Origin of the sequence: Stenotrophomonas sp. (genome assembly GCF_032099025.1) — a bacterium.
In the GTDB taxonomy this organism is placed as follows: domain Bacteria; phylum Pseudomonadota; class Gammaproteobacteria; order Xanthomonadales; family Xanthomonadaceae; genus Stenotrophomonas.
The window spans coordinates 115063-126901 of sequence record NZ_DAMCID010000007.1 but is presented as its reverse complement, the minus strand read 5'-3'; the positions used below and the strand labels follow the sequence as shown (position 1 = coordinate 126901).

At 67.9% G+C, this 11839-nt stretch carries 7 protein-coding genes; 2 read left to right on the top strand and 5 right to left on the bottom strand.

The genetic code is table 11. The features are described 5' to 3' along the window. Positions 1–229: 229 nt before the first annotated feature. Positions 230–868, top strand: a complete 639-nt coding sequence (locus RT456_RS07130; RefSeq protein ID WP_313344420.1) for a DNA-3-methyladenine glycosylase — start codon at positions 230–232, stop codon at positions 866–868. 31 nt (positions 869–899) lie between these two features. On the opposite strand, the gene RT456_RS07125 is transcribed toward RT456_RS07130, so the two are convergent. Together RT456_RS07125 and RT456_RS07120 are read right to left on the bottom strand one after the other, a co-directional pair. Beyond that, positions 900–1541, bottom strand: coding sequence for a M23 family metallopeptidase (locus RT456_RS07125; RefSeq protein WP_313344417.1), 642 nt, complete (start codon positions 1539–1541; stop codon positions 900–902). A gap of 75 nt (positions 1542–1616) precedes the next feature. Next, positions 1617–3941: a CocE/NonD family hydrolase gene (locus RT456_RS07120; protein ID WP_313344414.1), complete on the bottom strand. Its 2325-nt coding sequence runs from the start codon at positions 3939–3941 to the stop codon at positions 1617–1619. A 107-nt stretch (positions 3942–4048) separates the two neighbouring features. Between RT456_RS07120 and RT456_RS07115 the strand changes: the two genes are divergently transcribed. Further along, complete coding sequence (locus RT456_RS07115) at positions 4049–4309, top strand: hypothetical protein (RefSeq protein WP_313344412.1); 261 nt, start codon at positions 4049–4051, stop codon at positions 4307–4309. Positions 4310–4319: 10 nt separating this feature from the next. Here RT456_RS07115 and RT456_RS07110 read toward each other — a convergent pair whose 3' ends face one another. From RT456_RS07110 to RT456_RS07100, 3 genes are all read right to left on the bottom strand, one after another. After that, positions 4320–5444 carry a DUF1254 domain-containing protein gene (locus tag RT456_RS07110; RefSeq protein ID WP_313344528.1) on the bottom strand — a complete coding sequence of 375 codons (1125 nt, stop codon included), beginning with the start codon at positions 5442–5444 and terminating at the stop codon, positions 4320–4322. 42 nt (positions 5445–5486) lie between these two features. After that, the gene (locus RT456_RS07105) at positions 5487–6911 is read right to left on the bottom strand and encodes a DUF1254 domain-containing protein (RefSeq protein ID WP_313344410.1); all 1425 of its coding nucleotides are present in this window, start codon (positions 6909–6911) and stop codon (positions 5487–5489) included. Positions 6912–7109: 198 nt separating this feature from the next. Then, positions 7110–11729 (bottom strand): autotransporter outer membrane beta-barrel domain-containing protein, encoded by a 4620-nt coding sequence (locus RT456_RS07100; protein WP_313344407.1) that lies wholly within the window; start codon positions 11727–11729, stop codon positions 7110–7112. Positions 11730–11839 lie beyond the last annotated feature (110 nt).

Sequence of the window (11839 nt, the reverse complement as noted above, 5' to 3'; positions counted from 1 at the left end):
CCTCCGGCAACGAAAGCGATTGCGCTCCCCTCGTAGACGCCGTTATCACGGGTGCATCACGCGCCCACCGGAATCAACGGGCGCATCGCCGATGGCCGCGCCATTTCCGCTGTCGAATGTTGGCTCGCGCCTACATTCCTCTTTCCACTGCAATGCCTTTGGGGAAACGACTTGATGCCATGACGACGGCGACGGGTGCATCGTGCAGGCACACGACCTGGAACCGGCCATGCCCGCTCGCGATGCATCCCCTGCCCTGCTGCCTCCCTCGCGCTGGCGTACGCTGCCGCGCGGTTTCTACCGCCGCCACCCCACCGAGGTCGCGCCGGACCTGCTGAACACGCTGCTGGTGCGCGACGATGGGCGCGCCGGGCGCATCGTGGAAGTGGAGGCCTACGCCGGTGACCAGGATCCGGCGGCGCATTCCTTTCGGGGGATGACCGCGCGTACTGCCAGCATGTTCGGCGAGTGCGGTCACCTGTACGTCTACTTCACCTATGGCATGCACTGGGGCTCGAACGCGGTCTGCGGCGAGGTTGGACAGGGCTGGGGCGTGCTGCTGCGGGCGCTGGAGCCCGTGCACAGGCTGGACCTGATCCGCGCCGCGCGCCCCGCCATCCGCCGCGACCGTGAGCTGGCCAGCGGACCGGGGCGCTTGTCGCAGGCGATGGGCATCACCCGGTCACTCGATGGCGCGGACCTGGTGAATAATGACCGTGGCATCCGCATCGTGTCCGATGGCACGCCGCCGCCGCTGGATCCGGTGGTGGGACCGCGCATCGGCATCCGGCGGGCAATGGATTTCCCGTGGCGCTGGCACGTGCGTGGGCATGCGCATGTGTCCGGGCCGGTATCGGGGCGCGGGTAGGCCGAAGGGTGTCACGACCAACGGTCGTGACCTACCGGGGTGGGAGCGCACGACCGTTGGTCGTGCGGTGCTCCTTGAGCAGCGGCAGCGGATCATATGCGCCGTTGGCGCCGTAGATGCCCCAATGCAGGTGCGGCGGCGTCCCGGCGGCGTTCCCGCTGTCGCCTACATACCCCAACACGGTGCCTGCCTGCACCACCTCGCCTTCCATCAGATCCGCACGCCAATCCTCCAGGTGCGCGTAGTAATAGCGCTCGCGTGCAGGACCCACCACCCAGACCTGGCGGCCGCCCAGCCCGGTGTCGCGCACCGAGACCACCACGCCCGTCGTCGCACTCACCACCGGCGTGCCGCGCTTGGCGAAGATGTCGATGCCAGCGTGGGTGCGGTCACGCCCGCGCGGTGCGCCGAAGGTATCGGCGATGCGACGCGCGGCCACGCCCTCCACCGGCACCGGCAGCGAGCTGGGCGGCGGCATGCGCGACAGCGCCCACATGGCACGTGGCGCCTTGAGCCAGTCGCTGTTCCAAAGCGCAAAGGCCCCGACGGCAACCACGCCCAGCACCAGCAGGCGCCACAGCCAGCGCCGTAGCGTGAACGCCACGGAACGCCGGTGCGGCGTGGCAGCGGACGCAGTGTCATCGTGCTCGTCGGACGTCGAAGGCGTGTTCATGGATTCCAGCATGGCAGAGGTGATGTCCAGAACGCATGCAGGGCATCGCCGCTGCATGCGTATTGGACACGGGCGCTACGGAGTGGTGCCGCCAACGGACGTCGCCACACGCAGCGGAATACGCAGCACGCTGTCGGTGTGCCAGTCGATCTTCAGCGGCGCACCCGCGTCGGCCACGGACTCGTCGCTGACGTCACGGCCGGTGCCGTGGTTGACCTGGTGCTGGGCATCCTTGAGCACGTCCACGATCACCAGCAGACGGCTGCCGGCAGCCAGCTGCCGCCCGGTCATGCGCGTGCGCTGCAGGGGCAGCGTGGTCCAGCGGCCTGGCGTGAGCAGCTGGCGATGGGTCATGTCGCGGGCGTAGCTTGCGCGGCCGACGAAGTAGGAAAGCTGCATCACCCGCCCGTCCTGCATCAGCTCGTACAGCGTCACCGTCAGGTCGACGTCGCGTTTGTTGATGCGGATCTTGAGATCGCCGGTGAAGCTGCCAACCACGTCGACCGGCGTGGAAAACGCGTCGCTGACGAAGGCCAGGCCACCATCGGTCGGCGCTCCGTCACGCACGATCGGATAGGGATAGTAGGAATGGCGCTGGGTGCTGCGATCCGCGAAGTCCACCGTCTGGCTGATGGCATCGCGCTGGCGCGACGCTTGGTCGCTCAGACGGTAGCGGTCGCCGTCGCGCACGCTGGTGAGGTGGAACGCGCGGTACGCGCCTGCCGCCGCGTCCAGCGAGGGGGCGTGTTCCCAGCGGTTGGCGCCCATCAACTGGTAGTTGACCCGATCCGACAGCAGCGCAGGCAACGGCGCGCCGCGCAGCACATGATCAAACCATTCGAAGGTGATGCCTTGGGTGTCAAACTGCGCCGCCGGGTCCACCGCATAACCCCGCAGCTCCATCGCCTTGACCGGGGCCTGCGAACCGAAGTGGTCATAGGGCCCGATGAGCAGGCGGTGGTCGGCACCGGGCACGCGATGGGTGTGCTGCTTGACGTACTCCAGCGCCGATATCTGGCCATCGTCGTAGTAGCCGGTGACCGACAGCACCGGGATGGTGATGCGGGTGAAGTCGTCGCCATAGGGCACCATCGCCTGCCAGTAGGCGTCGTAGTCCGGGTGCGCCAGCCAACGCTGCAGCCAGGGGTTGGGCGTGCCGTCCACCTGGTCGATCTGCCGGTAGGGGCGGCCGGAGCGGTACCAGCGTTCGGTCAACGCATCCCAGCGCGCGCGTTGGTTGTAGGTGTCGTTGTCGAGCAGACGGGTGTTGGCCACGTAGAATGGCCACGCATAGTTGGCCGACAGGAACACGTTGTTCTCCATCGGCAGCCCCAGCCCGGGGATGGCCGCGACGTAGGGGGCGATTGCCTTGAGTGCCGGGTGCGCGTGCTTGGCTGCAGCCCACGCCGCAAAGCCGCTGTAACTGCCGCCGTACATCACCACCCGGCCATCGTTCCAGGGTTGGCGGCTGATCCAGTCGATGGCCGCATTGCCGTCGTCGCCCTCGGTTTCGTAGGGTGCCACCGCGCCGGTGCCGAGCCGCTTGCCGCGCGCATCGACCACCACGCCGACATAGCCGCGCGCCGCCGCCAGCGCCGCCTGGCTGCGGTTCTTCCGAGGGTTGGTGTAGATGGTGAACATCATCGCCGCCGGTTGCGGGTCGCGCACGCCGCGCTGGCGGACCACGTGGGCCGACAACACCACGCCGTCGGCGGCGGGAATCAATACGTCGTCGTCGATCTCGAAGCGTCGGTTCTCGTCCTCGTCGACCAGCGCCGGCGCCAGCGTGGCGGCTGCCCCGTAGGTCTGCACGAAGGCGGCCTGGCGCACGAGTTCCAGCGCCACCTCGCGCGTGATCGCCGGTTTGCCGGCCTGTGCGGCCAGGGCATCGCGCAGCTCGGCCTCCGCCGAAGGCAGGTTGGTCACGAACCAGTAGTGGGTCTGCAGCGCGGCCAGGTCGTCCAGCAGGGCGAACTGTTCGCGGAAGGCGCGTGCGTAGGCCGTGTCGAAGGGTTCGCGGGTGTTCGTGCGTGACAGGGCCTGGAGCTGATACGGCACCCAGCGCTGCGCCCGCCCCTCATCGCCAGCCTCCCGGAACGACTGCTGCAGGCGCGCGATGGCGGCGGCTGCATCGGCATGGCGCCCCGCCACCAGCAGCAGCTGGCTGCGCTGGGGATCGGTCAGGGAATCGGCCGGACGCGGGTCCAGGAGGCCTGCCGCCAGCGTGGCCAGTGCGGCGTCGCGCTGCGCAGGCGTGGCCTCGGCAGAGAGCGACCACGGCAGCGTCGAGCCATCCGCCGCAGAGGCGACCAGCGGCAGCAGCATGACCCACAGCACCGCCAACAAACGGAACATGCCCCGCCGGCCGCGCGCGGCAACATGCAGATCAGGTGCGGCCACGGTGCAGTCCTTGCGAAGTGTCGGGTGGCAGGCAGCTTACCCTGCCGGCGCCCATGCCATACTCGGCGGGCAAGCGGTGTATCGCCCCGCTCCACCAAGGTCCGTGCATGTCCGCCATCGCTACCTGCCCCCGCTGCGCTACGACGTTCAACGGCCGCAAGGCGCTGCTGTGGGGCGGCGTTGCGCCGTTCTACTCGCCGTTCTCCAGGCGCACCGTCGCGCTCAAGGTGCGTTGCCCGTATTGCCACCATGAGTTCGCCACGCCGGACATCGAACTGTTCGGCTTCCTCTCGCCCAACGGCTACCGCGTGGTGGTCATCGGCATACTGGTGGTGTGCGTGGTGCTGGCCAAGTACCTGCCGCACTGAGCCGCCTGCGTTACGACGCCGGCACGGCCTCGGGGAAGGTCCAGCGGCCTTCCAGGATCTCCTCCTTTGGCCGGTACAGCCGCACCATGTAGTTCCAGCCGCCCACGATGGGCAGGCAGTTTGGCACCTTGCCGTCGCAGCCCCCGAACTGGATGTCCACCGAACCGTCCTCATTCTGCTTCGCGGTCACGTTGTTGAGGGTGTATGCGTTCTGCGCGTTCTTCTCGTAGTAACCCTTGCCGTTGTACAGACTGACCGACCAGAAACCATCCACGGGCACGTCGGCGACGTGGAGGCGGTAGACAGTCCTGCCATCGTTCTTTTCCGGGGTGACATTGAGGTACATCGCATCCGCATCGGGGTTGCCGCCCCACGCCGATGCCGAACCGATCAGCCGGCGCACCGGGTCTACCGTGTCACGGGTGCCGAACATGTGCCGGGTATCGGGGAGGGTCGAGGCCAGCGCAAGCAACGCGTCGCGCACCTTGGCCTGGCTTGCCGCATCCCACTTCGGCACGTCGAAGCTGCCTTTGGACGCCTGCTGCACCTTGATGGCGTCCTGCAGCGCATGCACCTGTGCCATGTCATCGGGTTGGGTGGGGTCCACCAGGGTGCGCACGGCGACGATGACGTAGCGGGTCCCGTCCTTGCCGCGGCTCAAGGTGTACGTGCCCGCGTTGTAGGCGACCTGAGTGGTGTATTGGTCCTCATCGATAACCTGCATGGACATGAAGCGCTTGCCTGCATCCGGCAGCGTAATGGTCACCGGCCCTGCGTCCAGATCGAACACCGCGGCGGAGTACAGCGTGTCGCGGTTCATCCGGATCACCGTCTGGTTGTCGATCGCGGTGGGTTCGCGACGATGGACGAACGCCCCAAGCCCGCCATCCTTGACGGTGGCGGCGAAGTAGAGGTCGCTCTCGGCCCGCGGAAAATTATCGGCCGTCACCGGCAGGCTGCCGGGCTCGGGCACCGGCGCCACCGGCGTGGGCGCGGCGGCAGGTGCGGGCGTGGCGGCTGCGGCAGGGGCCTGTGCAACGGGCGCGGGCGGCGCCTCGGGCTCGCGCCGGCAGGCCGTCAGCGCCAGTGCAGCGGAGAACAACAGCAGGCCCGTACGGGCAATGCGCAGTGTCATCGTGTTCACGGCGATGATCTCCAGGGAGGGTTTCCACACAGGTCAAGGAACGCGTTGCAGGGCCGGGGCCTTCCATTGCCCGTCCAGCGCAGCCGCCTGCGGCTGGTACAGGCGCATGACCACGAAGAACGGTCCCGCCGGTGCCGGCAACCAGTTCGACTCACGTGCCGCACCGGGCGAGGCATGCTGGATGTACAGGGTGATGCCGCCGTCGGCATCCTTCTGCAGGCCGGGCAACATGCTGGAGTTGATGAGGTAGCGGTTGAGTGGATTGGCGCTGAGCAGGCTGGAGGGCAGCTCATAGAGTGTGGCCGACCAGAACGCATCCACCGGTGGCAGTTGCCCGGGCGCGAAGCGCAGCGTGTAGCGTTGCGTGCCATCCAGCTTCTGTCCCGTCGCATCGACGAAGTACACCGGGTACAGCGCCTCGTCCTTCGAGTTTCCGTAGATGCCCAGCACCGCGCCACTCATGCGCTGCAGGTAGTCGTTCTTCAATGCGTCGCGGGTGCCGAACGAATCGGCACTGCTCACCTTGCCGGTATCGATGTCGTTGGTCTTGTGGTCATTGAAGGCCTTCCAGGCATCGGCCATGCCCGCCTCGAGTGCCTGGCGGCGGTCGGCCGGCATGGCGGCAACATCGAATGGCTTTCCCGCCTCGATGCCGATGCTCGCAAAGCGCTTGCGCAGGTCGACTTCACTGGGATGGACCGGTGCGAGCTGGAGCAGGAAATTGAGCACGCCGAAGAACGCTGACGAGGTCTTCTGCTCTTCCGGACTCAAAGGCGCGACGAAGGCGATCGGGGGTGCGGGCGGCGGCGGTGGCGTGCCGAGGAAGGTCGACAACGGCTGCACGGTGTAGCCGGCCTGGATCTTCTTGACGTTGGCGATGTCGTCCGGACCCAGCAACTGGGTGCGGAACAGCACGAACGCCAGCTCGGTCTCCGAGAGGATCACCTCCTTGATGCCGGCCGGCATCTCACCCTGCCAGCCCGGCCCGGCAAGCAGGAAGCTGCCGCCGCCGTTGCCGGTGGTCCGTGTGCCGACGTACGCGAAGTTGAAGGTGTACATGTCGATGAACTGCGCCGAGAAGTAGCGCCCGGCAGGCACCACCGGCACGGTGATCACCAACGGTTCGGTACGCAGGTCCGCGCCCAGCATCGAGTAGGGCGTGTCCGAGTTGGGCGTCTGGGTAGCCTTGTCATCGGGCGTGAACACCCGCGCGTTGTTGTGGATTTCGTTCCATGCACCTTTGTATTCGGGATTGGCGCGGTCCACGAAGTACGCGTATTGGATGCGGTAGTTGTCCACCATGGGGAAGCCGTAGATATAGGCCTCCTTGGCAATCGTGCGGACGTCTTCCAGTGACGGTCCGGCCGAGGCGGCAGGGGTCTTTCCTGCCGTGGACTGGACCTGCTCGTCCGCAGGTCTGCGGCATCCGGTTGCAATGACGAGCAGGGTCAGTGCCACCAATATCCAACGCCACCCGCGCAGCGGGAGGCGAAGGAAAGCAACGTCAGTGTGGTCGACGGGCGCAATGCGATGCGAAGACATGGCGGTGATCCTTGAGGGCCGACGCAGCGGCATCGGCAGGCCGGGTACGAGGATGTCGACACGGATGGTAGCAACGGAAATGCGCCGCCAGTACCGTAGTTCTACGGAGCCGGATCACCAGTTCCAGCGCATGCCGAGCTTCCCGTTCCAGGCGGTTTCATCGCCGTTGAAGGCCCAGCTGTAATCGAGGTCGGCAAAGAGGTAGCCGGTCTGGCTCACCTGCCACGTGCCGCCCAGTCCCAGCTCGGCCCAGCTCCCACCCATATCCACCGCGAACGGCAGATAGCCGCTCTGGGTGGCAAACGATGCGCGCGGCTGGCCGCGGAACTCGCGCCACACGTTGGCGCGCAGCCAGGCAGTGCTGCTGCGTGCATCGCCTTCCGCGGTGGCACGCTGTCCGGTGCGATTCAATCGCGCACCGATGCGGCCCACGAGCGAGTCACCCTGGCTGAATCGAACCTGCGCGGTCCCGTCGTCCAGGTCGTCCACATCCACCTGCTGCCAGATCACCTGCGCCTGTGGTTCCAACCGCCAGCGCCCGTCCTCGACCGACGCACCATCGCCGTCGTTGAGGATGAACGGCCAGCCGCCTTCCAGTGACAGCACCAGGCCATCGGCATCGACGAAGTTGTCGGCCGCGCGTGGCGACTGGATACGCAGGTCGTACCAGGTGTACTGCGCAACCGCATCCAGGTACGCGCCCTTCTCGGCAAAGGCGGTCCAGTAGCCACCGATGGAACCGGCCGTGAAGCGATCCGTCCCCGCGTGGAAACGGTAGTCCACGAAGTTGTGGCGCACCTCGCCCCGTCCCTTGCCGTACGCGAGATACATGCCTGCGTGCTGCCGGCTCAGATCCTCGGCATCCACCCGACGGTACAGGTCGGTACCGATCTGCAGCGCGTCGAAGCGGTAGTCGAAGTCGGGGCCACGGGTGCCGTAGATGCCTCGGCGGCCCCCGTCATGTTCGCCGTCATGGCCCAGATAGCGCACCCAGGCGCCATTGAACCCGCGACGGCCGGGATCGATATCCGTACGCTGCCGCAGCAGCTGCTCATCGCCCACCCGCTCGTGCAGCGTGTCCACCAGCGTGCGCCCGTAGACCTGCGCCATGGCCGGTACAGCGGCGATCAACGACACCTCCTGCCGGTACGCCGGGACGAAGGGAACGGGGGGCGTCGGCGGATCGGGTGACGGTGGTGATGGTGGCGTCGGGGGTGTTGGCGGAGGCGGCGGAGGCGCAGGACACGGCGGAACCGGACCGCCCGGCACCGCGCAGTCGATCACCGAGCGAAGGTACCAGCTGTTCTCGATGTCTGGTCCCGCCTGCGTCGCGCTGCCACCGCGGTAGAGGAAGTACTCGTAGGGGCCTGCCACGACTGGCGCGGCCAGTGCGAAATTATCGGCGGTCGTGGTGGCGTTGACGGCCTGGACCACGCGGATGCCATCCGCCACGGTCAGATCGCCCAGGCCGCCGGTGTTGTGGATTTCGATGAAGCCCGGGCCGCTGCTGGTGCCGTCCACGACCACCAGCTGGTCCGACGGTGCGTCGTCGCCGGCCAGCCAGGTGTTGAGCGAAAGCGTGCCATCGCCGCTGTAGCGCGACACGGTCAGCGTCAGGTAGCTCGACGCCAGCGTGGGATCGCCGCTCGGCGCTGCAAAATCGATCCGGCTGGGATCATTCACCAGGGTCGTGAGGTTCGAACTGCCGGTCATGTTCCAGCGCGTGTCCTGCAACACCAGGTTCGCCACACTGCCAGGCAGGGTGAGCGCGGCGCCGGTGAGTTCACTGCCGGTCGCCGTCACGTTGGCCACGGTGGGCACGTCGGCGGCGGGCTGTGCGACGAACGCCATCGGCAAGGGTATGGCCGGGTCGTCCGGCGGCAGATCGGGCAGGGTCTCGGGCACCACCGCATCCAGTGCATCGAACTCGCCGATCGCCGCGGCCTTGAACCACAGCACGTTGCCCTGCACGGTGCTGCCCACAAGCACGATATCCGCCGCGCCGACGGCGCCCACCGCCGGGCCATCGCGGCTGACGAGCGTGGATCCGCTGGCCTGCGCAGAGGCCGGCGCGGGGTCGCCACGGACCAGCAACGCGGCGGCACCGGCGCCGCTGGAGGACAACCGGCTGTTGCTCATCTCAACCCGGCCACCGTTCCACGCCACCGACGCATGCGCCTGCGGACCATGGCTTTCGACCTGGCTGGTGTCCAGCAGCAACCGGCTGTTGGTGGACCACGCCAGCAGTCCGTGTGCCTGGGTACCGCCCGTGGCGATGGTGCTGCCCGTAGCGGTCAGCAGGCTGTTGGCGTACGCAGCCAGCCCATAGCCGTGCAGGCCCTGCGTGCCGACGTTGATGCCGGTCGCGCGGATCTGCCCGGCGGCGGCCGCGCGCGCGCCGATCGAGTCGGTACCGCGTGTGGACACGGTGACGTTGGCGAGGGTCGCAAGCGCATCGACGCCTTGGATATTGAAACCCTCGCTGATGTCGCCGAGCGTGGTGATGCTGCTGCGCGCGCCATCCGGACGCCCAGTGAGCGGATCGACATTCATCCATACCCGGCCGCCCGGCGTACCGACGAAGACGCCGTGTCCCGGATTTCCAGACGCCAGATACCGGCTGGGCTCGCTGACCGGGTTGCCACTGGCGTCGATCGGCATGCCGAAGGTGGGCGCCGCCAGGTCCGTGCCCAGCAGCACCCCGGTGTACACCGTGTCGCCGCTGGAGATCAGCGTACCGGCGCTGCCACCACTCGCATTGAGCGTCAGTGCCGGCCGGCCCGCGTTGATGATGAGCGAACCGGCGCTGTCGATCGTGCCACCGGTCGCGTTGAGGCCGGCACTGCCCGCACCGCCGGCGCCGATATACAGATTGCGTGCGGTGACCCGCGTGGCCGCACCGTCTGCACGGATGCCGGCGCCTGTGCCGGACGTGGTCAACCGGCTGTCGGCAACACCCACCTGCGCACCGGCCTGGCCATAGATCGCATTGGCGTTCAGCGCCGTGGTGCGGATATCGACCTGCGCAAGCGTGGCGGATGGCCCGGTGCTGCCGTTCGTACCCTGCACCAGCACGCCGTTGGAGTTGACGCCATGGGTGGTGATGAGGGTATTGGCCGCCAACAGCTGCGAGCGTGCGGTCGCCGACTGGGCCACCAGGATGCCGGTGCTGTTGTTGCCGTAGGTATCAATGCGGGTGGCGCTGCCCAGCGGCGTTCCGTCGGCGGCCACGTCCACCCACAACACGCCGCCGCTCGCCGATGCCTGCATGCCGTTGGCGCCGGTCGTGCCACTGGCCACGAACGCGGCGGGGTCGAGGGTGGGAGCACCGCCTGCATCGACGGGAAGGCCGTAGCCGGCCGACGCAGGATCGGTGCCGAGCTGCACGCCGGTCACGATCTGGTTGCCACGACTGAGCACGCTGCCACCGGTGGCCGCCTGCAGGCCCACGGCGGCGTTGCCCCCGTTGATGCCCGACGTGAACACCTGGCTGTTGGCCAGCGTGACGCTGCCGCCATTGAGCGCCTGTGCGCCGATGCCGGCGTTGAGCAGCGTGGACAGCCGCAGTCCCTGGCCGTCGATGACACTTCCCGCGCCATCGGCGCGCAGCGCATTGCCGCCCTGCCCGGCGGCCACCACCACCGCCGTGCCACCACCGAGCGCCACCGCGCTGCCACCGGCAGCCAGCACGCCGTGGGCGTTCTGCCCCGCGACGCGGATGTCCAGGTCCTGCACCGTCACCGTGGAACTCCCGCTGGCAGACAGGCCATGGGCGGTGATGCCGCGGGTGCTGATGCCCACTCCATCAAGCGTGCCGGAGGCGTCGATGAATGCAAGGCCCGTCGCCGCCGTACCGGTGGTGTCGATGTCCAGCTGCGAGGCACGCAGCCGGGAACCGGTGGCGAAGCGTGCGCCCATGTTGTTGTTGCCGCGGGTGACGATGCGCAGCGCATGCACGTCGAATACCGCGCCGCTGCCGGCATTGAGGCCGTGGCTGCCGTTGCTGGCCCCGGCGCCGGTACCCAGGATGTAGATGCCGGTCGTTGCGGCCAGCGGGTTGCCCGCGTTATCCACGTTGACCCGCACGGTACCGTCGGTAGCACTGATGCCGTGCGACGAAGTGGCTGCCCGTCCTACGAAGTCATTCGGATCGGTGACGCGGTTGCCGGCGGCATCGACCGGGAGCCCATAGGTACTGGGGTCGCCCGCCTGCGTCCCCAGCACGATGCCGGTGGCGATGAGATCTCCCTGGCCGGTGAAGCTGCCGCCGGCGACCTGGATGCCTTCGCTGTTGGCCAGCGAGGTGAACAACGCGGTGCCGAGGGTGCTCAATGCAGTGCCCGCTTCGCTGCGTGCGGCAGGGCCCCCTGCACCCAGGCGGCTGATGGTGGAGCCGGCCGCGAGGAACCGGATCGTGCCACCGCTGCTCGAACACACGGTTGCGGTATTGGCCGCGCTGGTCACCAGTGTGACCGCGCCCGTCGCATCGATCATGCCGCCGTTCACGGCGTAGAACGCGGGCGCGCCGGTCTGCGCGGGCGCGTAGGTGCCACCGGCCACGATGAGGGCATTGCCATTCGCACGCACCTGCTGCCCGGGCACGGCGCCGGGCACCGTGGTGCAGCTGGCCGCATCGACCGCCTGTGCGCGCACCGCAGCGGGGGCAGCACCCAGCACCCCGAGCACCAACAGCAGCGATGCCTGCCGGCGATGAAGCGGGCAGGCGGACGTCAACGGTGACGAAACCATGCGGCGGGACCCTGTCCATTCGTCCGCGCACAGGGTGGGCGCTCCTACAGCGCTGCACCAGCGCAATAGGTGCAACCGGGGTGAGTAAAACTACT

Bases quoted from the DNA above. Each gene is read 5' to 3' on its own strand.
- RT456_RS07130 (WP_313344420.1), top strand. From the start codon at position 230: ATGCCCGCTCGCGATGCATCCCCTGCCCTGCTGCCTCCCTCGCGCTGG.
- RT456_RS07125 (WP_313344417.1), bottom strand. From the start codon at position 1,541: ATGAACACGCCTTCGACGTCCGACGAGCACGATGACACTGCGTCCGCT.
- RT456_RS07115 (WP_313344412.1), top strand. From the start codon at position 4,049: ATGTCCGCCATCGCTACCTGCCCCCGCTGCGCTACGACGTTCAACGGC.
- RT456_RS07110 (WP_313344528.1), bottom strand. From the start codon at position 5,444: ATGACACTGCGCATTGCCCGTACGGGCCTGCTGTTGTTCTCCGCTGCA.